The sequence below is a fragment of the Kluyvera sichuanensis genome, assembly GCF_040930405.1.
Taxonomy (GTDB): Bacteria; Pseudomonadota; Gammaproteobacteria; order Enterobacterales; family Enterobacteriaceae; genus Kluyvera; species Kluyvera sichuanensis.
In genome coordinates, this window is the sequence record NZ_CP162271.1 from 4,798,695 (window position 1) to 4,819,330 (window position 20,636).

19 protein-coding genes are annotated in these 20,636 nt (G+C 59.4%); 16 read left to right on the forward strand and 3 right to left on the reverse strand.

Annotated features, from left to right (window positions below; translation table 11 throughout):
• The first annotated feature begins 144 nt into the window (after positions 1-144).
• From urtB to urtE, 4 genes are read left to right on the forward strand one after another with little or no spacing between them, the layout of a single operon-like run.
• A complete protein-coding gene (gene urtB / locus AB2B48_RS22795) occupies positions 145-1,734 on the forward strand; it encodes an urea ABC transporter permease subunit UrtB (protein WP_185667322.1) in 1,590 nt (529 codons plus the stop codon).
• Complete coding sequence (gene urtC, locus AB2B48_RS22800) at positions 1,734-2,810, forward strand: urea ABC transporter permease subunit UrtC (protein ID WP_185667234.1); 1,077 nt, start codon at positions 1,734-1,736, stop codon at positions 2,808-2,810. The genes urtB and urtC overlap by 1 nt, the downstream gene beginning before the upstream one ends.
• Complete coding sequence (gene urtD, locus AB2B48_RS22805) at positions 2,803-3,594, forward strand: urea ABC transporter ATP-binding protein UrtD (RefSeq protein ID WP_185667233.1); 792 nt, start codon at positions 2,803-2,805, stop codon at positions 3,592-3,594. Before urtC ends, urtD begins: the two co-directional genes overlap by 8 nt.
• 1 nt (position 3,595) lies before the next feature.
• Complete coding sequence (urtE, locus tag AB2B48_RS22810; protein WP_368300336.1) at positions 3,596-4,294, forward strand: urea ABC transporter ATP-binding subunit UrtE; 699 nt, start codon at positions 3,596-3,598, stop codon at positions 4,292-4,294.
• Between the two features lie 58 nt (positions 4,295-4,352).
• Here urtE and AB2B48_RS22815 read toward each other — a convergent pair whose 3' ends face one another.
• On the reverse strand, positions 4,353-5,261 hold the full coding sequence (locus AB2B48_RS22815; protein WP_368300338.1) for a LysR substrate-binding domain-containing protein: 909 nt from the start codon (positions 5,259-5,261) through the stop codon (positions 4,353-4,355).
• Positions 5,262-5,397: 136 nt separating this feature from the next.
• Between AB2B48_RS22815 and AB2B48_RS22820 the strand changes: the two genes are divergently transcribed.
• On the forward strand, positions 5,398-6,591 hold the full coding sequence (locus tag AB2B48_RS22820) for an MFS transporter (RefSeq protein ID WP_220440520.1): 1,194 nt from the start codon (positions 5,398-5,400) through the stop codon (positions 6,589-6,591).
• Positions 6,592-6,603: 12 nt separating this feature from the next.
• Positions 6,604-7,785 carry an amidohydrolase gene (locus AB2B48_RS22825; RefSeq protein ID WP_368300341.1) on the forward strand — a complete coding sequence of 394 codons (1,182 nt, stop codon included), beginning with the start codon at positions 6,604-6,606 and terminating at the stop codon, positions 7,783-7,785.
• A gap of 89 nt (positions 7,786-7,874) precedes the next feature.
• Here the strand turns inward: AB2B48_RS22825 and AB2B48_RS22830 are convergent, their stop codons facing one another.
• Positions 7,875-9,143: an MFS transporter gene (locus AB2B48_RS22830; protein ID WP_185667228.1), complete on the reverse strand. Its 1,269-nt coding sequence runs from the start codon at positions 9,141-9,143 to the stop codon at positions 7,875-7,877.
• A gap of 321 nt (positions 9,144-9,464) precedes the next feature.
• Positions 9,465-9,878, reverse strand: a complete 414-nt coding sequence (hpaR, locus tag AB2B48_RS22835; RefSeq protein WP_185667227.1) for a homoprotocatechuate degradation operon regulator HpaR — start codon at positions 9,876-9,878, stop codon at positions 9,465-9,467.
• Between the two features lie 264 nt (positions 9,879-10,142).
• Between hpaR and hpaG the strand changes: the two genes are divergently transcribed.
• The 10 genes from hpaG (at position 10,143) to AB2B48_RS22885 (ending at position 20,593) form a co-directional block, all read left to right on the forward strand.
• Complete coding sequence (gene hpaG / locus AB2B48_RS22840; protein ID WP_368300344.1) at positions 10,143-11,420, forward strand: 4-hydroxyphenylacetate degradation bifunctional isomerase/decarboxylase; 1,278 nt, start codon at positions 10,143-10,145, stop codon at positions 11,418-11,420.
• On the forward strand, positions 11,417-12,883 hold the full coding sequence (hpaE, locus tag AB2B48_RS22845; RefSeq protein ID WP_368300346.1) for a 5-carboxymethyl-2-hydroxymuconate semialdehyde dehydrogenase: 1,467 nt from the start codon (positions 11,417-11,419) through the stop codon (positions 12,881-12,883). The genes hpaG and hpaE overlap by 4 nt, the downstream gene beginning before the upstream one ends.
• A gap of 1 nt (position 12,884) precedes the next feature.
• Complete coding sequence (gene hpaD / locus AB2B48_RS22850; RefSeq protein WP_185667224.1) at positions 12,885-13,736, forward strand: 3,4-dihydroxyphenylacetate 2,3-dioxygenase; 852 nt, start codon at positions 12,885-12,887, stop codon at positions 13,734-13,736.
• 9 nt (positions 13,737-13,745) lie between these two features.
• Positions 13,746-14,126: a 5-carboxymethyl-2-hydroxymuconate Delta-isomerase gene (locus tag AB2B48_RS22855; protein ID WP_185667223.1), complete on the forward strand. Its 381-nt coding sequence runs from the start codon at positions 13,746-13,748 to the stop codon at positions 14,124-14,126.
• A 132-nt stretch (positions 14,127-14,258) separates the two neighbouring features.
• Positions 14,259-15,062: a 2-oxo-hept-4-ene-1,7-dioate hydratase gene (gene hpaH / locus AB2B48_RS22860; RefSeq protein WP_220440524.1), complete on the forward strand. Its 804-nt coding sequence runs from the start codon at positions 14,259-14,261 to the stop codon at positions 15,060-15,062.
• 15 nt (positions 15,063-15,077) lie between these two features.
• Complete coding sequence (hpaI, locus tag AB2B48_RS22865; RefSeq protein ID WP_368301998.1) at positions 15,078-15,869, forward strand: 4-hydroxy-2-oxoheptanedioate aldolase; 792 nt, start codon at positions 15,078-15,080, stop codon at positions 15,867-15,869.
• A gap of 111 nt (positions 15,870-15,980) precedes the next feature.
• The gene (gene hpaX / locus AB2B48_RS22870; protein WP_368300347.1) at positions 15,981-17,357 is read left to right on the forward strand and encodes a 4-hydroxyphenylacetate permease; all 1,377 of its coding nucleotides are present in this window, start codon (positions 15,981-15,983) and stop codon (positions 17,355-17,357) included.
• A gap of 12 nt (positions 17,358-17,369) precedes the next feature.
• A complete protein-coding gene (gene hpaA, locus AB2B48_RS22875) occupies positions 17,370-18,260 on the forward strand; it encodes a 4-hydroxyphenylacetate catabolism regulatory protein HpaA (protein ID WP_368300348.1) in 891 nt (296 codons plus the stop codon).
• A gap of 235 nt (positions 18,261-18,495) precedes the next feature.
• Positions 18,496-20,058 (forward strand): 4-hydroxyphenylacetate 3-monooxygenase, oxygenase component, encoded by a 1,563-nt coding sequence (hpaB, locus tag AB2B48_RS22880; RefSeq protein WP_035896538.1) that lies wholly within the window; start codon positions 18,496-18,498, stop codon positions 20,056-20,058.
• Positions 20,059-20,077: 19 nt separating this feature from the next.
• Entirely contained in the window at positions 20,078-20,593 is a 516-nt protein-coding gene (locus AB2B48_RS22885) for a 4-hydroxyphenylacetate 3-monooxygenase reductase subunit (protein ID WP_333495212.1), read from the forward strand.
• Positions 20,594-20,636: the final 43 nt, after the last annotated feature.

Sequence of the window (20,636 nt, forward strand, 5' to 3'; positions counted from 1 at the left end):
GCTGTGGCGGTGCGATAGAATATGGAATAAAGATATTGTTTTTATTTTATTTCTAATGAAATCAGTTTGTTATATATTTGGCATGCGCATTGCTAATTGAATTCCATCTTGTATACCAACAGGAATTCAACGATGAACATAATGATGAGACAACGCGCGGCGCTGTACTTCCCCGCCTTGCTCTTTCTCTTTTTAAGCGGCCTGTTGACCAGTCTTCCTGCGCGGGCCGGTGCGGCGGCCGATTACGGTCATGCCAGCCGTACCGAGCAGGCGCAGCTGCTTCAGGCGTGGGCTGCCGCCCCGCAGGCTGACCGTCTGCCACTGTTGCAGGCGCTGAGCCAGGAATCGGTGGTCAGCGATGCTGAGGGCCAGCTGTTTACGGAAAAAAATGGCCAGCTAACACCGCTGGAAGGGAGCGCTGCGCCTGCTGGCAGCACCAAAAAAGTGTTTATGAATAACCGCATTCGCGGACTGGTGGCCAGCGCGTTAGCCTCGCATCAACTGGTCAGCAACGACGTGAAGGTGCGCCTGAACGCGGCGCTGACCTTGCAAAACAGCGCCCAGCAGGACCAACTGCCGATGCTCAGCCAGCGTCTGGCAGTCGAAGCGGATACCGGTGTGCACACCGCGCTGGCGATTGCCGTCGCCAATTTACAGCTCTCCGATAGCCGTGCAGACCAGCGCCTCAACGCCGTGAAGCTGTTGGGTGAAGCCAGCGACCCGCAGGTGCAGGCGAGCCTCAGCCGACTGACGCAGCCGCAAAATGAACCCGACCCGGCGGTACGCGCCGCCGCCGCCGAAAGCCTGAAGCAGGTGCAGCAGCGCCTGAAGTGGGGCGACTGGCTGGGGCAGGCGTTTAGCGGTATTTCCCTCGGTTCCATTCTGCTGCTTGCCGCGCTGGGGCTGGCGATCACCTACGGCCTGCTGGGCGTTATCAATATGGCTCACGGCGAGATGCTAATGCTTGGCGCCTATGCTACCTGGATGGTGCAGGACGCGTTCCAACGCCTGGCGCCGGAGTGGCTGGCGCTTTATCCGCTGGTGGCGCTGCCGGTGGCCTTCTTTATGACTGCGGCGATTGGGATGTTGCTGGAGCGCACTATTATTCGCCACCTGTATGGTCGCCCGCTGGAGACGCTGCTGGCCACCTGGGGCATCAGTCTGATGCTGATCCAACTGGTGCGCGTGCTGTTTGGCACGCAGAACCTTGAGGTGGCGAACCCCTCCTGGCTCTCCGGCGGCTGGAACGTACTGCCAAACCTGGTGCTGCCGTACAACCGCATTGCGGTGATCCTCTTCGTGATTGGCGTATTAGCGCTGACCTGGCTGCTGCTCAACAAAACCCGTCTCGGTATGAACGTGCGGGCGGTAACGCAAAACCGCCGCATGGCGGACTGCTGCGGGGTGCCCACCGGGCGCGTGGATATGCTGGCGTTTGGCCTCGGTTCCGGCATTGCCGGGCTGGGCGGCGTGGCGCTGTCGCAGCTTGGCAACGTCGGCCCGGAGCTGGGGCAGGGGTACATCATCGACTCCTTCCTGGTGGTGGTGACCGGCGGCGTGGGGCAACTGGCTGGCACCGTCGTGGCCGCGCTGGGGCTGGGCGTGCTGAACAAAGTGCTGGAGCCGCAGATTGGCGCGGTGCTGGGCAAAATTGCCATTCTGGTCCTGATTGTGCTGTTTATTCAGAAACGGCCGCAGGGGTTGTTCGCATTCAAAGGGCGGGTAATTGACTGATGAGCCAACCTATTACGTTAACTCTCGCGCGGCGTGCGCCGCGACTGACCTGCTCGCTGGCGGCGCTGGCGCTGATGGTTCTGCTGGTGCTGCCGTTTCTGGCGCTGCTACCAGCGGATAATCCGCTGGCTATCTCCACCTACACGCTGACGCTGCTGGGTAAGATCCTCTGCTATGCGGTCGTGGCGGTAGCGCTGGATCTGGTCTGGGGCTACGCCGGGCTGCTGTCGCTGGGGCACGGGCTGTTCTTTGCCCTCGGCGGCTACGCGATGGGCATGTACCTGATGCGCCAGGCGTCCGGCGACGGCCTGCCAGCGTTTATGTCGTTCCTGTCGTGGAGCGAGCTGCCGTGGTTCTGGGCGGGCACCCAACATTTTGCCTGGGCGCTGTGTCTGATTATCCTCGTCCCCGGCCTGCTGGCGCTGGTGTTTGGCTACTTTGCCTTCCGCTCGCGCATTAAGGATGTCTACTTCTCGATCATGACTCAGGCGCTGACCTACGCCGGGATGCTGCTGTTTTTCCGCAACGAAACGGGCTTTGGTGGCAACAACGGCTTTACCGGTTTCACCACGCTGCTGGGCTTTCCGGTCTCGGCGACCGGCACGCGTATTGCGTTGTTTGTCGCCACCGTGCTGCTGCTGGCGGGCTCACTGGCGATTGGCCTGATGCTCACCCGCAGCAAGTTTGGTCGGGTGCTGACCGCCGTGCGCGATGCGGAAAACCGCCTGATGTTCTGCGGCTACGATCCAAAAGGCTTCAAGCTGTTCGTCTGGACGCTCTCCGCCGTGCTGTGCGGGCTGGCGGGGGCGCTGTACGTGCCGCAGGTGGGGATTATTAACCCCAGCGAAATGTCGCCAACCAACTCGATTGAAGCCGCTATCTGGGTGGCGCTCGGTGGGCGCGGCACGCTGATTGGCCCAATCCTCGGCGCGGGGATCGTCAACGGGGCGAAAAGCTTCTTCACCGTCGCCTTCCCGGACTTCTGGCTCTTTTTCCTCGGCCTGATGTTTATTCTCGTCACCCTGTTCCTGCCGCGCGGCGTGATTGGCCTGCTCAAAAGGAGAAAGCATGACTGATTCCCTGTTCACCCAGCCGCAGCCCCAGGACCGCTATCGCGACACCACCGACCCGGTGCTGCAACTGGAAAATATCAACGTTAGCTTCGACTCGTTTCGCGCGCTGACCGACCTGTCGCTGTCGATTGGCGTCGGCGAACTGCGCTGTGTGATTGGCCCCAACGGTGCGGGAAAAACCACGCTGATGGATGTGATCACCGGCAAAACGCGGCCGGACAGCGGCAAAGTTACCTACGACCAGAACGTCGACCTGATGGGGTTGTCGTCGGTGGAGATTGCCCGCGCGGGCATTGGCCGCAAGTTCCAGAAGCCGACGGTGTTTGAGGCGCTGAGCGTGATGGAAAACCTCGAAATCGCCCTGAAGATGGATAAATCGGTCTGGACCTGCCTGCGCGCCACGCTTAATGGCAGCCAGCGGGATCGCATTGACGAAGTGCTGGAGCTGCTGCGGCTGACCGCGCATCGCCATCGCCCGTCTGGGCTGCTTTCCCACGGGCAAAAGCAGTTTCTGGAAATCGGCATGCTGCTGGTGCAGGAGCCGCACCTGCTGCTGCTTGATGAACCCGCCGCCGGGCTGACCGATGCGGAAACGGACTATATTGCTGAGCTGTTTCGCGGGCTGGCGGGCAAGCACTCGTTGATGGTGGTGGAGCACGATATGGGCTTTGTTGAGACTATCGCCGACCACGTCACCGTGCTGCATCAGGGGCAGGTGTTGGCCGAGGGCTCGCTGCGCGAGGTGCAGGCCAACGAGCAGGTTATCGACGTCTATCTGGGGCGCTAATATGTTACAGGTAAATGATTTAAATCAGTATTACGGCGGCAGCCATATTCTGCGCGGCCTGTCGTTTGAGACCACGCCGGGCGAGATTACCTGCCTGCTGGGGCGTAACGGCGTGGGCAAAACCACGCTGCTGAAATGCCTGATGGGCATCATCCCGGCGAAATCCGGCACCCTGCACTGGCAGGGCAAGCTGATTAACCACTGCAAGCCGCACCAGCGGGTGCAGCAGGGGATTGCCTACGTGCCGCAGGGGCGCGAAATTTTTCCGCGCCTGACGGTCGAAGAGAACCTGCTGATGGGGCTGTCGCGCTTTTCTGGTTCGCAGGCCAAAAGCGTGCCGGATGAGATCTACCAACTGTTCCCGGTGCTGCGCGAAATGAAGCAGCGGCGGGGTGGGGATCTGTCTGGCGGGCAGCAACAGCAGCTGGCGATCGGCCGGGCGCTGGCGTGTAAGCCGCAACTGTTGATCCTCGACGAGCCCACCGAGGGGATCCAGCCGTCGGTGATCAAAGAGATCGGCGCGGTGATCCGCAGCCTTGCCAATCGGGGGGATATGGCGATCCTGCTGGTGGAGCAGTTTTATGATTTTGCCGCCGAACTGGCGGACAGCTATCTGGTGATGTCGCGCGGCACCATCGTGCAGCGTGGGCGCGGTGACGACATGGAGGCACAGGGTGTGCGTCAGTTAGTGGCGATATAACACCGGAATAAGGGAAAGGTCGCCCGGCCAAGCGAAGCACCGCCGGGATGGCGGCGAGCTACCAGCTATACCCCTGACACGCCCCGCGCAGCCGCGATAAAAACTGCTGGGCGTTAGCCGTAAGCGCCGATTTCTGCGACCAGACGGCACAATACTGCGCGGCGGGAAGGGTAGAGACCGGCAGCGTGACGATTTTCCCCTCCAGTTTAAGCGGCTGGCTCATGGCGCGGGCGACGATGGTCAGGTAATCGGATTCCAGCACCATATTCAGCCCGGTTATCACCGAATCGGTACGCAGCGGCGCAATGGCCAGCTGGCGATAGAAGTGGGCGAGTTCATTCTGTAGCTGCTGGTAGTAGCCCATCGGCGACTCCGGCAGCAGCCATTTTGCCCGCCGCAGCGCCATCAAATCCCCCTCATTGGCCAGCGGATGCCCATGGCGCGCCACCACGCAAAACGGTGTGGTGAACAGCGGCTCAATCATCACCCCTTCCGGCGGGTGCATCGGGTCGATGGAGCCGACAGCCAGGTCTATCTCACCGCTGCGCACGCCGGGCAACAGCGAAGAGAGCTGCCCCTCTTTGAGGGTGAGCGCCACCTGCGGCAGCGCCTGCTTAAAGGCGTCGGCGACGGCGGGAAAAACCGTTAGCGCAATGAGCGACGAGTAGCCGATGGTCAGCCGCCCGTGAGTGGCATGGTTTATCTGCTGTACCTCATCGGCAGCGCGCCGCAACTCCTCCAGCACCCACTCCGCGCGCTGCGAAAACGCGCAGCCTGCTTCAGTCAGGGTGATGCCTTCTTTGCTGCGCAGTAAAAGTTGCGTCCCCAGGGTTTGCTCCAGCTCACGCAACGTGCGGCTGAGCGCGGGCTGAGACTGCCCTAATTCGCGGGCGGCCGCACGGATGCTGCCGCTGCGCGCCACCTGCTTTAGCGCCTGCAGCTGGTTCACTTTTGGTAAATATTTCACCGCTTACCCCTATCAGAAAAAAGCATCACCTATAGAAAAATTACATCTTCCCGCCTTTCGGGTAAAGGGCCAGGATACGTAGGGGCAATCGTCCTCACACAACATCTATCCTCATGAGACACAAGGCGGAAAAATAATGAAAAGTCAGTCTCAAATGATCTTTTTGCTGTTTATTGGCTACGTATTTGTCTACATCGACAAGACCGTGACCGGCTTTGCTTTACTGCCGATCGAAAAAGAGTTTGGCCTTAACGCTGAGCAACTGGGCTATATCACCGGGATCTTCTTCCTCGCCTATTCACTGTTTCAGGTGCCTGCCGGCTGGCTGAACGACCGCATTGGTTACAAAACCATGCTGGTGCTGTCGCTGGCGGCGCTGGGCATTTTTGCCCTCTGCTTCGGTGCGCTGGGGGCGAGTTTCGGCCTGCTGCTGCTGTTTCGTTTTCTGGCGGGGGTGGGCCATTCCGGCTACCCGTGCTCCTGCGCCAAGGCGGTGGTCAGTAATTTCAGCGTCGAGAAGCGCACCTTTGCCCAGTCGATTTTGCTCTCTTCGGCAGGGCTGGCGATGACCATCGGGCCGATTATCGCGGTGAACGCGCTGGCGATGATGGGCTGGCACACCTCATTTACCGTACTGGGGGTGATGGTCTGCGTGATTGCCGCGCTGATTGCCCTGCGCGTCCCGCGCCAGCAGGTGACGCCGAGCGTGAAAAAGCAGTCCGTCTCCGGCGCGGCGCTGTGGCGTAACCCGACGGTTATCCTGCTGTTTCTGTCGATTTTCTGCGTCAACATTCCCAGCTACGGCCTGATGGCGTGGCTACCGAAATTTTTCGTCCAGCATATGGGGATGTCGCTATCGGCTTCCGGCTATGTGGTGGCGGCAGGCGGTCTTGGGATCTGGATCTCTTCGCTCGGTACCGGTTGGCTGGTGGGCAAATATTTCCTCAATCGTGAACCGCTGGTGATTGCCATCAGCGCGCTGCTGAGCGCCGTAGCGATTTTCGCCATCTTCCATGCTGCGACGCCGCTGACCGCCAGCCTGCTGCTGTTCGTCGGTGAAGTCTTCCTGATGGCGACGTTTGTCACCGCCTTTACGCTGCCGATGAAGCGGCTGCCGGAAAATATGATGGGCTCGGCGATTGGCCTGATTAATACCGGCGGCACGCTGGGCGGTTTTGTCTCACCTATCGTGATTGGCTACCTGGTGGAGAACACCCACGGTTACGCCAGCGCGTTTACGTTTCTGTCACTGGCGATGGTCTGCTCCGCCCTGGCGGTGCTGCCGCTGATGAAGCGCCGTACCGTCGCCAGCCTGCCTGTTGTTGAGTAGAAGGAAAATCTGATGAATCACACCACTGAACAGTTAATCTCCGCGGCCTTTGAAGATGCGCTGCGCTGGCGTCGCCATATTCACGCCCACCCGGATTTATCGTTTCAGGAGAAGCCAACGGCGGACTATATCGCCCGCGAGCTGGCGTCGTTTGCCGGCCTGGAAATCAGCCGCCCGGTGGAGAATTGCGTGATTGCCGTGCTGCGCGGCGCGCATCCGGGGCCGATGTGGGCGCTGCGCGCCGATATCGATGCCCTGCCGCTACAGGAAGAGAGCGGGGAAAGCTTCTGTTCAACCGTGCCCGGCGTGATGCACGCCTGCGGTCACGATGCCCATGCGGCGATGTTGATGGGGGCGGTCAAGGTGCTATGTCAGCTGCGTGACCGGCTGCACGGCAGCATCAAGTTTATCTTCCAGCCTGCCGAAGAGGTGCCGCCGGGCGGCGCGCGCGAGCTGGTTGAACTGGGCGTGGTGGACGATGTGGAGCATATTTTCGGTCTGCACGTTTTCCCGACCAGCCCGGTGGGGACGATCGCCTTAAAAGAGGGCGTTTATGTGGCCTCCAGCGACAACTTTGATATCACCATTCGCGGTAAGGGCGGCCACGGTTCGATGCCGCAGCACTGTATCGACCCGGTAACCATCGGCGCTGAAATGGTCGGCGCATTACAGCAGATTGTGGCCCGCAATATCGACCCTGGCACCGCGCCGGTGCTGACCATCGCCACCTTCCAGGCGGGCGATAGCTATAACGTTATCCCCGACAGCGCGCGCCTGGCGGGAACGCTGCGTACCCACAATCAGCAGGTGCGGGAAGCGGTGCCGGGGCTGATGTCGCGCATTGTGAACGGTATTGCGGCGGCGCACGGCGCAGGTTGCGATATCCAGTGGCAGAAGGGCTATGCGGTGGGCAATAACCATGCGGTGACCAACACGATTGCCCGCGAAGCGATTGGCCGCCACTTCCCGGCGGGCACGCTGAAGCTGGAAGAAAAGGCGTTGTTCGGCAGTGAAGATTTCTCCTCATATCAGGAGAAAATTCCGGGGACGTTCCTGTTTATCGGCTGCGGTAATAAAGAGAAAGGGGCGACGTGGAACGTGCATAACCCGCATTTCCGCATTGATGAAGATGCGCTGGCGGTGGGGATTAAGACCCATATTGTGCTGGTGAGTCAGTTGTTGAATCTTGAGTAAATCGGCTTGCCACCCCGGGGTCGGCTAGCGCCTCGCCCGGGCTACCGTTCATGTAGCCCGGCCAAGCGTAGCGCCGCCGGGGGGTTAGGTCAGATGGCTGGATTCACTTCCAGCTCAGGCGCTGGCGAACGCAGCAGCGCCCACAGAATAATCGCACCAATCACGTCAAACGCCGCCAGCACGGCGAACAGCGGGCTGAAGCCTAAGGTGTCGGCCAGTGCGCCAACCACTAAGGCGAACAGCGTGCTCGCCGTCCATGCTGCCATGCCGGTAAAACCGTTGGCGGTGGCCACTTCGCCCGGATCGAACATATCGGAAGAGAGCGTAATCAGCGCGCCGGACAGCGACTGGTGAGCAAAGCCGCCGACGCACAGCAGGGCGATAGCCACAAACGGGCTGCTGAACAGGCCGACCATGCCAGGCAGGATCATCAGCGCTGCGCCCATGGTCACCACCAGTTTGCGGGACACCACGATATTCACGCCAAAGACGCGCTGGAAAATCCCCGGCAGATAGCCGCCGATGATGCAGCCCATATCGGCAAACAGCATCGGGATCCACGCGAACATGGCGATATCTTTCAGGTTAAAGCCGTAGGTGTGCACCATAAACAGCGGGATCCACGCGTTGAACGTCCCCCATGCCGGTTCGGCAAGGAAGCGCGGCAGGGCGATACCCCAGAATTTACGCTGGCGCAGCAGCTGACCGATATGCACCTTATCCACCACCTTGCGCTCCGGCTGGCCATCGGTGATGTAGTCGAACTCCTCTTTGCTCAGGCTTTTGCACTGCCCTGGGCGGTTATAAACCAGATACCAGCCCAGCGCCCAGACCATGCTGGCAATCCCGACGATGATAAATGCCAGACGCCAGCTGTGAATGAAGATGGCCCATGCGACCAGCGGCGGCGCAATAATCGCCCCCATGGAGGAGCCGACGTTGAAATAGCCGACGGCGACGGAACGCTCGTTATCCGGGAACCATTCGGTAACGGACTTCAGACCGGCGGGGATCATCGCACTCTCGGCGAAGCCGCCCAGGCCGCGGCACAGCGCCAGACCCTGCCAGCTGTTGGTGAAGGCCGCGCCAATGCAGAAGATGGCCCACATGCCGCCGAACAGGGTGTAGCCAACTTTGGTACCAAGGGTATCCAGCACATAACCTGCGATAGGCTGTGCGATGGTGTAACAAGCGGAGAAGGTGGCCACAATCCAGGAATATTGCTGGGTCGTGATGTGCAGATCGCTTTGCAGCGTTGGTGCTGCGGCCGAAATAGTATTGCGGGTTAAATAACACAGAATCGTGCCAAGCGTGACAAGAGCCACCATAAACCAGCGCGTATGACCAGTGGTGCGCATAAAACTTTCCTTTACTTCTTAGAATGTGAAACGGCCTGTGTTGGGTGGACAGGCACAACTACGGTCATACAGAGAGAAGATAATTTGCCGGGCCAAAAAGAGGCTGGAGCAACGCACTGCGGTCCATTTATGAGATTTAGTGAATCCGTGTCACATTTTTTCCGAATACTAAACCCATGTTTCAGAAATTTTTGTGATCTAATTCAAAATTATTAAGATGACGTACCACCTAAGTGTATCAAGGTAAGTAACGGCGTAATGAGGCGTGAAGAGAGCGGGATGCTGCCTGATTTACATCAATAAACAGGCAGATTTTGGAAACTATTTTTGCAGGGAGATGAACTCGTGCAGCAGGGCGGTGAGCTGCTTCATTTTTTCAGGCGTGAACTGTTTTTCAATCTGCTGATAGGCCTCTTCCACTTTCGCCTGTGCGCGTTCGTAAAGCGCGTACCCCTCTTTGGTTAGCGACACATAAAGCTTGCGCTGATCGTTCACCGGCTTTAAGCGCAGCACCAGGCCATCGCGCTCCATACGCGTGAGGATCCCGGTCAGACTGGGGCGCAAAATACAGGTAGCGGCGGCCAGGTCGTGGAAATCCATCGATGGGTTATCGACCAGCACGCGGACAATGCGCCACTGCTGCTCCGTCAGATTGTGCTGCTTTACGATCGGCCGAAAATAGGTCATCGCCACTTCCCGCGCCTGCATCAGGGCGATGGTTAAAGAATCGTGCATTCTGCCACTCCAGCCTTCTCATCATTAATATATGAACAATATAGCAATGTTGCTTTTATCGACAGCTGATTTTTACCGAAACCTGGCGTTAACGCAATGTTGTTTTTATAACTTATTGATAAATATCTATATGATTTATTTTATGTGAAATTATTGTTAATCAAGTCACAAAAAATTGACTTGTGTTTGCTAAATGAGCGGCGGAAGCATAAAACACATCATTAACATATTAATGAATTGTTCGTCGTCTCTGAGGAGCTGTAAATGAAAGGTACCGTTTTCGCCGTGGCGCTCAACCACCGCAGCCAGCTTGATGCCTGGCGCGACGCGTTCGAGCAGGCGCCCTACAAGGCACCGCCTAAAACCGCCGTCTGGTTTATCAAACCGCACAATACCGTTACCGAAGGCGGTCAGCCGATCCCGTTCCCACAGGGTGAAACGGTATTAAGCGGCGCGACGGTGGCGCTGGTGGTGGGCAAAACGGCCCGTAAAGTCCGCGTAGAGGAAGCCGCAGACTATATCGCCGGTTACGCGCTGGCGAACGAAGTCAGCCTGCCTGAAGAGAGCTTCTACCGCCCGGCGATTAAAGCCAAATGCCGCGACGGCTTCTGCCCGTTGGGTGACGTGGTGAGCGTTGATAACGTTGACAACCTGACCATCATTACCGAAATCAACGGTCGTCATGCTGACCAGTGGAGCACCGCTGACCTTAAGCGCAGCGCCGCCGAGCTGCTGAGCGCCCTGAGCGATTTCGCCACCCTGAACCCAGGCGATGCCATTCTGATAGGTACCCCGCACAGCCGCGTTGCGCTGCGTCCCGGTGACCAGGTACGCGTGTTGGCGGAAGGCTTCCCGCCGCTGGAAAACCCGGTGGTTGCCGAAGCGGACGCTCGCCCGGTGCCGCGCCCGCACGACCATGGCACGCTGTTCGCGTTGGGGCTGAACTACGCTGACCACGCCAGCGAGCTGGACTTTAAGCCGCCGGAAGAGCCGCTGGTGTTTATCAAAGCGCCTAACACTTTCAATGGTGACAACCAGACTTCGGTACGCCCGGACAACGTCGAGTACATGCACTACGAGTCTGAGCTGGTGGTGGTGATGGGCAAAACCGCGCACAAGGTGAGCGAAGCCGACGCCATGGACTACGTCGCGGGCTACACGGTCTGCAATGACTACGCCATCCGCGACTACCTGGAAAACTACTACCGCCCGAACCTGCGGGTAAAAAGCCGCGATGGGCTGACGCCGATCTCCCCCAACGTGGTGCCTAAAGCGGCGATTCCCGACCCGCATAACCTCACCCTGCGCACCTATGTTAACGGCGAGCTGCGTCAGGAAGGCACCACCGCGGATCTGATCTTCAGCGTGCCGTTCCTGGTCTCGTACCTCAGCGAATTTATGACGTTGCAACCGGGCGACATGATCGCCACCGGCACGCCGAAAGGGCTGTCCGACGTGGTGCCGGGCGATGAAGTGGTGGTGGAAGTTGAGGGCGTGGGTCGCCTGGTGAACCGGATTGTCAGCGAGGAGTCTGCAAAATGAAAAAGATTAACCATTGGATCAACGGCAAAAACGTCGCCGGTCAGGACTATTTCCACACCACCAACCCGGCAACCGGCGAGGTGCTGGCAGAAGTTGCCTCCGGCGGTGACGCGGAAGTGAACCAGGCGGTCGCGGCGGCGAAAGAGGCTTTCCCGAAGTGGGCTAACCTGCCGATGAAAGAGCGCGCGCGTCTGATGCGCCGTCTGGGTGACCTGATTGACCAGAACGTGCCGGAAATTGCGGCGATGGAAACTGCCGACACCGGCCTGCCGATCCACCAGACCAAAAACGTGCTGATCCCACGCGCGTCGCACAACTTCGAGTTCTTCGCCGAAGTGTGCCAGCAGATGAACGGCAAAACCTACCCGGTTGACGACAAGATGCTCAACTACACCCTCGTGCAGCCGGTGGGGGTGTGTGCGCTGGTATCGCCGTGGAACGTGCCGTTTATGACCGCCACCTGGAAGGTCGCGCCGTGCCTGGCGCTGGGCAACACCGCGGTGCTGAAAATGTCCGAACTGTCGCCGCTGACCGCCGACCGTCTGGGCGAGCTGGCGCTGGAAGCCGGTATTCCGGCGGGCGTGCTGAACGTGGTTCAGGGCTACGGCGCCAGCGCCGGTGATGCGCTGGTACGCCATCATGACGTACGCGCCGTCTCCTTTACCGGCGGCACCGCCACCGGGCGCAACATCATGAAAAACGCCGGGCTGAAGAAGTATTCCATGGAGCTCGGCGGCAAATCGCCGGTGCTGATTTTTGAAGACGCCGATATTGAACGGGCGCTGGACGCCGCGCTGTTCACCATCTTCTCCATCAACGGTGAACGCTGCACCGCCGGTTCGCGCATTTTTATCCAGCAGAGCATCTACCCGGAGTTCGTCAAACGCTTTGCCGAACGTGCCAACCGTCTGCGCGTCGGTGACCCGAACGACCCGAATACTCAGGTCGGCGCGCTGATTAGCCAGCAGCATTGGGAAAAAGTCTCCGGCTATATCCGCCTCGGCATCGAAGAGGGGGCAACCCTGCTGGCCGGTGGCCCGGAAAAACCGACCGACCTGCCTGCGCATCTTAAGAACGGCAACTTCCTGCGCCCAACGGTGCTGGCGGACGTCGACAACCGTATGCGTGTGGCCCAGGAAGAGATTTTTGGCCCAGTAGCCTGCCTGCTGCCGTTCAAAGACGAGGCGGAAGGTCTGCGCCTGGCGAACGATATTGAGTACGGCCTGGCTTCTTATATCTGGACCCAGGACATCAGCAAAGTGCTGCGTCTGGCGCGCGGTATCGAAGCCGGGATGGTGTTCGTCAACACCCAGAACGTGCGCGACCTGCGCCAGCCGTTCGGCGGCGTGAAGGCCTCCGGAACCGGTCGCGAGGGCGGCGAGTACAGCTTCGAAGTGTTCGCGGAGATGAAAAACGTCTGCATCTCTATGGGCGACCATCCCATCCCGAAATGGGGAGTTTGACATGGGTAAGTTAGCGTTAGCAGCAAAAATCACGCACGTGCCGTCGATGTATCTTTCTGAAATTCCGGGGAAAAACTTCGGCTGCCGTCAGGCAGCGATTGACGGGCATAAAGAGATTGGCAAGCGCTGCCGCGAGATGGGCGTCGACACCATTATCGTGTTCGATACCCACTGGCTGGTGAACAGCGCCTACCACATCAACTGCGCGGAGAGCTTTAAGGGCATCTATACCAGCAACGAGCTGCCGCACTTTATCCGCGACATGACCTACGACTATGAAGGCAACCCGGCGCTGGGTCAACTGATTGCCGATGAAGCGGTGGCGTTGGGTGTGCGCGCCAAGGCGCACAACATTCCGAGCCTGAAGCTGGAGTACGGCACGCTGGTGCCGATGCGCTATATGAACGCCGATAAGCACTTCAAAGTGGTCTCTATTTCGGCGTTCTGTACCGTGCACGACTTTGCCGATAGCCGCAGGCTGGGCGAAGCAATCCTGAAAGCCATCGAGAAATACGACGGCACGGTGGCGGTGTTTGCCAGCGGCTCGCTGTCGCACCGCTTTATCGACGACCAGCGCGCGGAAGAGGGAATGAACAGCTACACCCGCGAGTTCGATCATCAGATGGACGAGCGCGTGGTCAAGCTGTGGCGCGAAGGCAAGTTCAAAGAGTTTTGCACCATGCTGCCGGAGTACGCCGATTACTGCTACGGCGAAGGCAATATGCACGACACCGTGATGCTGCTGGGGATGCTGGGCTGGGATAAGTACGACGGCAAGGTGGAGTTTATCACCGACCTGTTCGCCAGCTCCGGTACCGGGCAGGTGAACGCCGTATTCCCGCTGCCCGCGTGAGGAACAACCATGCCGCACTTTATTGCTGAATGCACCACCAACATCCGTGAACAGGCTGATTTACCAGGCCTGTTTGGCAAGGTGAACGAGGCGCTGGCCGCCACCGGGATTTTCCCGATCGGTGGTATCCGCAGCCGCGCCCACTGGCTGGATACGTGGCAGATGGCCGACGGTAAGCACGATTACGCGTTTGTGCACATGACGCTGAAAATCGGCACCGGGCGCAGCCTGGAGAGCCGTCAGGAGGTGGGGGAGATGCTGTTTGGGTTGATTAAAGCCCACTTCGCCACGCTGATGGACAGCCGCTATCTGGCGCTGTCGTTTGAGATGGACGAGCTGCACCCGACGCTGAATTACAAACAGAACAACGTGCACGCGTTATTTAAATAAGACATGTGCTCGGTCGGTCCCCTCGCCCCTTTGGGGAGAGGGTTAGGGTGAGGGGGCACCTCAGCGGCCTGATGCCCTCACCCCGGCCCTCTCCCACAGGGAGAGGGAGAAAACACAGCCACAGGAATCACTATGCTCGATAAACAAACCCGTACCCTGATTGCCCAGCGGCTGAATCAGGCTGAAAAACAGCGTGAGCAGATCCGTGCCGTCTCGCTGGATTACCCGGACATTACCATCGAAGACGCCTATGCCGTGCAGCGCGAATGGGTTGAGATGAAGATTGCTGAAGGGCGCACGCTCAAAGGCCACAAAATCGGCCTGACCTCAAAAGCGATGCAGGCCAGCTCGCAGATTAGCGAACCGGACTACGGCGCGCTGCTCGACGACATGTTCTTCCACGACGGCAGCGATATTCCGACCGACCGCTTTATCGTGCCGCGTATTGAAGTTGAACTGGCGTTCGTGCTGGCAAAACCGCTGCGCGGACCGAACTGCACGCTGTTCGATGTTTATAACGCCACCGACTACGTGATCCCGGCGCTGGAGCTGATTGACGCCCGCAGCCACAACGTGGACCCGGTAACCCAGCGACCGCGTAAGGTGTTCGACACCATCTCCGACAACGCCGCCAATGCGGGGGTGATCCTCGGCGGCCGTCCGATTAAGCCCGACGAACTGGATCTGCGCTGGATCTCCGCGCTGCTCTATCGCAACGGCGTGATTGAAGAGACCGGCGTCGCCGCTGGCGTGCTCAATCATCCGGCCAACGGCGTGGCGTGGCTGGCAAACAAGCTGGCGCCGTACGACGTTCAGCTGGAAGCGGGGCAGATTATCCTCGGCGGCTCGTTCACCCGCCCGGTACCGGCGCGTAAGGGCGACACTTTCCACGTCGACTACGGCAATATGGGCGCGATCACCTGCCGGTTCGTATAAAAGGAAATGACGATGATGAAGAACAGTTTTAAAGACGCGCTGAAAGCCGGCCAGCCGCAGATTGGCCTGTGGCTGGGGCTCTCCAGTAGCTACAGCGCTGAACTGCTGGCGGGGGCGGGCTTCGACTGGCTGCTGATTGACGGCGAACATGCGCCGAACAACGTCCAGACCGTGCTGACCCAACTGCAGGCGATTGCGCCATACCCAAGCCAGCCGGTGGTGCGCCCGTCGTGGAACGACGCGGTGCAGATTAAACAGCTGCTCGACGTAGGTGCCCAGACCCTGCTGGTGCCGATGGTGCAGAACGCCGATGAAGCGCGGGCGGCGGTTGCCGCGACCCGCTACCCGCCGCAGGGCATTCGTGGTGTGGGCAGTGCGCTGGCGCGTGCATCGCGCTGGAACCGCATGCCGGATTATATCCACCAGGCTAACGACGCAATGTGCGTGCTGGTGCAGATTGAAACCCGCGAAGCGGTCAGCAACCTGGCGCAGATCCTCGACGTCGACGGCGTAGACGGCGTGTTTATCGGCCCGGCGGATCTCAGCGCTGATATGGGCTATGCCGGTAATCCGCAGCACCCGGAAGTGCAGGCGACGATTGAAAAGGCCATTGTGCAGATTCGTGCGGCGGGGAAAGCGCCGGGCATTCTGATGGCCAACGAACCGCTGGCGAAGCGCTATCTGGAGCTGGGGGCGCTGTTTGTCGCCGTCGGCGTCGATACCACGCTGCTGGCCCGCGGCGCAGAAGCGCTGGCGGCGCGCTTTGGCGCGGAGAAAACCTCGCTGGGTTCGTCCGGCGTGTATTAACCCCTGCCGAACGGCGCTGCGCTTATCCGGCCTATCCGTAGGCCCGACAAGCGCAGCGCCCCTGGCAAAACCTGCTTCACCCTACGCAAATTCCCATCAGAGGAAAGGATAATGAGCGACACATCACCTGCAATCCCGGAGCAACTCAACCCGGCTGACCAGCACAAGCAGCTGACGGCGGGCCAACAATCGGTTATCAACAAACTGTTTCGTCGTCTGGTTCTGTTTTTGTTTGTGCTGTTTATCTTCTCATTCTTAGACCGTATTAATATCGGCTTTGCCGGGCTGACGATGGGGGCGGATCTCGGCCTCAACGCCACCATGTTCGGCCTTGCCACCACGCTGTTCTACGCCACCTACGTGATATTCGGTATTCCCAGCAACATTATGCTGAGCATCGTCGGCGCGCGGCGCTGGATTGCCACCATTATGGTGCTGTGGGGCATCGCCTCCACCGCCACCATGTTCGCCGTCGGGCCGAAAAGTCTCTACGTGCTGCGCATGCTGGTGGGTATCACCGAAGCCGGGTTCCTGCCCGGCATTCTGCTGTACTTAACCTACTGGTTCCCGGCGTTTTTCCGCGCCCGTGCCAACGCCCTGTTTATGATAGCCATGCCGGTGACCACCGCGCTGGGTTCGATTGTCTCGGGCTATATTCTGTCGATGGATGGTCTGCTGAACATGCACGGCTGGCAGTGGCTGTTCCTGCTGGAAGGCTTCCCGGCAGTGCTGCTTGGCGTGATGGTCTGGTACTGGCTTGATGACTCCCCGGCGAAGGCTAAATGGCTGACCGACGAGGATAAAAAGTGCCTGCAGGAGATGATGGATAAAGACCATCTGACCCTGGTGCAGCCTGAGGGCGCGATTAGCCACAGCGCCATGCAGCAGCGCAGCCTGTGGCGCGAGGTATTTACGCCGATCGTCCTGATGTACACGCTGGCCTATTTCTGCCTGACCAACACCCTGAGCGCCATCAGCATCTGGACGCCGCAGATCCTCAAGAGCTTTAACGAGGGCAGCAGCAACATCACCATCGGCCTGATGGCGGCGATCCCGCAGGTGTGCACTATTCTCGGCATGATTTACTGGAGCCGCCATTCGGATAAGTACCAGGAGCGTAAGCACCACACGGCGCTGCCGTTCCTGTTTGCCGCCGCCGGCTGGCTGCTGGCCTCGGCCACCAACCATAGCCTGATCCAGCTGTTGGGGATCGTGATGGCTTCGACCGGCTCCTTTAGCGCGATGGCGATCTTCTGGACCACGCCGGATCAGTCCATCAGCCTGCGGGCGAGGGCGATCGGCATTGCGGTGATCAACGCCACCGGCAACATCGGATCGGCATTGAGTCCGTTTATGATCGGCTGGTTGAAAGATGTGACCGGCAGCTTTAACAGCGGATTGTGGTTTGTCGCCGCGCTGCTGGTGCTGGGGTCGGTGATTATCTGGGCGATCCCGATGAAATCCTCGCGCCCACGCGCCACGCCGTAAGGAGCCGCCGCTATGTGCCAGCGTGCGATTACCAATATCGACATCAGCACCGAGTATGAGGAGAGTCTCGGCAGCAAGGATGTGCACTATCAGTCGTTCGCCCGCATGGCGGCGTTTTTTGGCCGTGATATGCAGGCGCATCGACACGATCAGTTTTTCCAGATGCACTTTCTTGATACCGGGCAGATTGAGCTGCAGCTCGACGATCATCGCTATTCGGTGCAGGCACCGCTGTTCGTGCTGACGCCGCCGTCGGTACCGCACGCGTTTATCACCGAGTCGGATAGCGACGGCCACGTGCTGACGGTTCGCGAAGATTTGGTCTGGCCGCTGCTGGAGGTGCTGTATCCCGGCACCCGGGAGGCGTTCGGCCTGCCGGGGATGTGCCTGTCGCTGGCGGACAAGCCTGAAGAGCTGGCGGCGCTGGCGCACTACTGGCGGCTGATTCAGCGCGAGTCGACGTCCGACTTGCCAGGACGCGAGCACACGCTGGTGCTGCTGGCGCAGGCGGTGTTCACGCTGCTGCTGCGCAACGCACCGCTGGACGACCACGCGGCCAGCGGCGTACGCGGCGAGCTGAAGCTGTTCCAGCGCTTTAACCAGATGATTGATACCCACTACCACCGTCACTGGACGGTACCGGACTACGCCAACGAGCTGCATCTGACCGAATCCCGGCTGACGGATATCTGCCGCCGCTTCGCCAACCGCCCGCCGAAGAGATTGATATTCGACAGGCAACTGCGTGAGGCCAAGCGGCTGCTGCTGTTTTCCGACAGCGCGGTGAGCGAGATTGCCTGGCAGCTTGGGTTTAAGGACCCGGCCTATTTTGCCCGCTTTTTTAACCGCTTAGTGGGGTGTTCACCGAGCGCGTTTCGCGCACAGAAAGTACCGGTGTCGTGATTTTTCCCCGGCGGCGCTTCGCTTGGCCGGGCTACATATGCGTGTAGCCCGGCCAAGCGAAGCGCCGCCGGGAACCGCACCAAACCCTACCCAGATCACAGAACCACCCCTCGCCCGAAAAGTACCAGCCGTTGACCCAAAAGTCTCTTCACCGTCTGCCCTTTAAACGCTTCAATTACGAAACAAGAACAAAACATAAATTTAACAAATCCGATGAATACTGGAGTGTACCCGAATGAAACCTGAAGATTTCCGCGCAGACACCAAACGCCCGTTAACCGGTGAAGAGTACCTGAAAAGCCTGCAGGATGGCCGTGAGATCTACATCTACGGCGAACGCGTCAAGGATGTCACCACCCACCCTGCGTTCCGCAACGCGGCGGCCTCGGTGGGCCAGCTGTACGATGCGCTGCACAAACCGGAAATGCAGGACAAGCTGTGCTGGAACACCGATACCGGCAGCGGCGGCTACACTCACAAATTCTTCCGCGTGGCGAAAAGTGCCGACGACCTGCGGCAGCAGCGCGACGCCATCGCCGAGTGGTCACGTCTCTCCTACGGCTGGATGGGGCGCACCCCGGACTACAAAGCGGCCTTCGGCAGCGCGCTGGGCGCGAACCCGGCGTTCTACGGCCAGTTCGAGCAGAATGCCCGCCACTGGTACTCGCGCATTCAGGAAACCGGCCTGTACTTCAACCACGCGATCGTCAACCCGCCAATCGACCGTCACAAGCCAGCGGATGAAGTGAAAGACGTTTACATCAAGCTGGAAAAAGAGACCGATGCCGGGATTATCGTCAGCGGCGCGAAGGTGGTGGCGACCAACTCGGCGCTAACCCACTACAACATGATTGGCTTCGGCTCCGCGCAGGTGATGGGCGAAAACCCAGACTTCGCGCTGATGTTCGTCGCGCCGATGGATGCCGAAGGCGTGAAGCTGATTTCCCGCGCTTCCTACGAGCTGGTGGCGGGCGCAACTGGTTCACCGTACGACTATCCGCTCTCCAGCCGCTTTGACGAGAACGACGCGATCCTGGTGATGGATAAAGTACTGATCCCGTGGGAAAACGTGCTGATCTACCGCGATTTCGATCGCTGCCGTCGCTGGACGATGGAAGGCGGTTTTGCCCGTATGTATCCGTTGCAGGCGTGCGTACGTCTGGCGGTGAAGCTCGACTTCATTACCGGCCTGCTGAAGAAATCGCTGGAGTGTACCGGCACTTCTGAGTTCCGCGGCGTGCAGGCGGATCTTGGTGAAGTGGTGGCATGGCGCAACATGTTCTGGGCGCTGAGCGACTCCATGTGCTCTGAAGCGACCCCGTGGGTTAACGGCGCGTACCTGCCGGACCACGCGGCGCTGCAAACCTACCGCGTGATGGCCCCGATGGCCTACGCCAAGATCAAAAACATCATTGAACGTAACGTCACCAGTGGGCTTATCTACCTGCCGTCGAGCGCCCGTGACCTGAACAACCCGCAGATCGACCAGTACCTGGCGAAGTACGTGCGCGGCTCCAACGGGATGGATCACGTCGAGCGTATCAAGATCTTAAAACTGATGTGGGATGCGATCGGCAGCGAGTTCGGCGGCCGCCACGAGCTGTATGAAATTAACTACTCCGGTAGCCAGGATGAGATCCGCCTGCAGTGTCTGCGTCAGGCGCAAACCTCCGGCAACATGGACAAAATGATGGCGATGGTCGATCGCTGCCTGTCTGAATACGATCAGAACGGCTGGACGGTGCCACACCTGCACAACAACGCTGATATTAATCTGCTGGATAAGCTGCTGAAGTAATTCGCAGCGGGAGGTCACAATGCAATTAGATGAACAACGTCTGCGTTTTCGCGATGCCATGGCCAGCCTGTCGGCCGCCGTTAACGTCGTTACCACCGAAGGGGAAGCGGGCCGCTGCGGCATCACCGCCACCGCTGTCTGCTCGGTAACGGATTCACCGCCGTCGGTGATGGTCTGTATCAACGCTAACAGCGCGATGAACCCGGTATTCCAGGGTAACGGCAAGCTATGCATCAACGTGCTCAACCACGAGCAGGAGATCATGGCCCGTCACTTCGCCGGGATGACCGGTATGGCGATGGACGAGCGCTTCGGGCTCTCCGGCTGGCAGCGCGGCGTGCTGGAACAACCGGTGCTGAAAGGGTCGCTGGCAAGCCTGGAAGGTGAAATTCGTCAGGTGCAGACCATCGGTAGCCATCTGGTCTATCTGGTGGAGATTCAGAACATTGCATTGGGGGAAGCGGAGAGCCACGGGCTTATCTATTTCAAACGCCGTTTTCATCCGGTGATGATGGAAGCGGAAGCCCTGGCTTAAGGGGGCCGTCGATTCTCCGGCGTCGGCGCTCATGCGCCTTGGC

Coding starts and splice junctions, on each gene's coding strand:
- urtB (WP_185667322.1), top strand. CDS start 145: ATGAGACAACGCGCGGCGCTGTACTTCCCCGCCTTGCTCTTTCTCTTT.
- urtC (WP_185667234.1), top strand. CDS start 1,734: ATGAGCCAACCTATTACGTTAACTCTCGCGCGGCGTGCGCCGCGACTG.
- urtD (WP_185667233.1), top strand. CDS start 2,803: ATGACTGATTCCCTGTTCACCCAGCCGCAGCCCCAGGACCGCTATCGC.
- urtE (WP_368300336.1), top strand. CDS start 3,596: ATGTTACAGGTAAATGATTTAAATCAGTATTACGGCGGCAGCCATATT.
- AB2B48_RS22820 (WP_220440520.1), top strand. CDS start 5,398: ATGAAAAGTCAGTCTCAAATGATCTTTTTGCTGTTTATTGGCTACGTA.
- AB2B48_RS22825 (WP_368300341.1), top strand. CDS start 6,604: ATGAATCACACCACTGAACAGTTAATCTCCGCGGCCTTTGAAGATGCG.
- AB2B48_RS22830 (WP_185667228.1), bottom strand. CDS start 9,143: ATGCGCACCACTGGTCATACGCGCTGGTTTATGGTGGCTCTTGTCACG.
- hpaR (WP_185667227.1), bottom strand. CDS start 9,878: ATGCACGATTCTTTAACCATCGCCCTGATGCAGGCGCGGGAAGTGGCG.
- hpaG (WP_368300344.1), top strand. CDS start 10,143: ATGAAAGGTACCGTTTTCGCCGTGGCGCTCAACCACCGCAGCCAGCTT.
- hpaE (WP_368300346.1), top strand. CDS start 11,417: ATGAAAAAGATTAACCATTGGATCAACGGCAAAAACGTCGCCGGTCAG.
- hpaD (WP_185667224.1), top strand. CDS start 12,885: ATGGGTAAGTTAGCGTTAGCAGCAAAAATCACGCACGTGCCGTCGATG.
- AB2B48_RS22855 (WP_185667223.1), top strand. CDS start 13,746: ATGCCGCACTTTATTGCTGAATGCACCACCAACATCCGTGAACAGGCT.
- hpaH (WP_220440524.1), top strand. CDS start 14,259: ATGCTCGATAAACAAACCCGTACCCTGATTGCCCAGCGGCTGAATCAG.
- hpaI (WP_368301998.1), top strand. CDS start 15,078: ATGAAGAACAGTTTTAAAGACGCGCTGAAAGCCGGCCAGCCGCAGATT.
- hpaX (WP_368300347.1), top strand. CDS start 15,981: ATGAGCGACACATCACCTGCAATCCCGGAGCAACTCAACCCGGCTGAC.
- hpaA (WP_368300348.1), top strand. CDS start 17,370: ATGTGCCAGCGTGCGATTACCAATATCGACATCAGCACCGAGTATGAG.
- hpaB (WP_035896538.1), top strand. CDS start 18,496: ATGAAACCTGAAGATTTCCGCGCAGACACCAAACGCCCGTTAACCGGT.
- AB2B48_RS22885 (WP_333495212.1), top strand. CDS start 20,078: ATGCAATTAGATGAACAACGTCTGCGTTTTCGCGATGCCATGGCCAGC.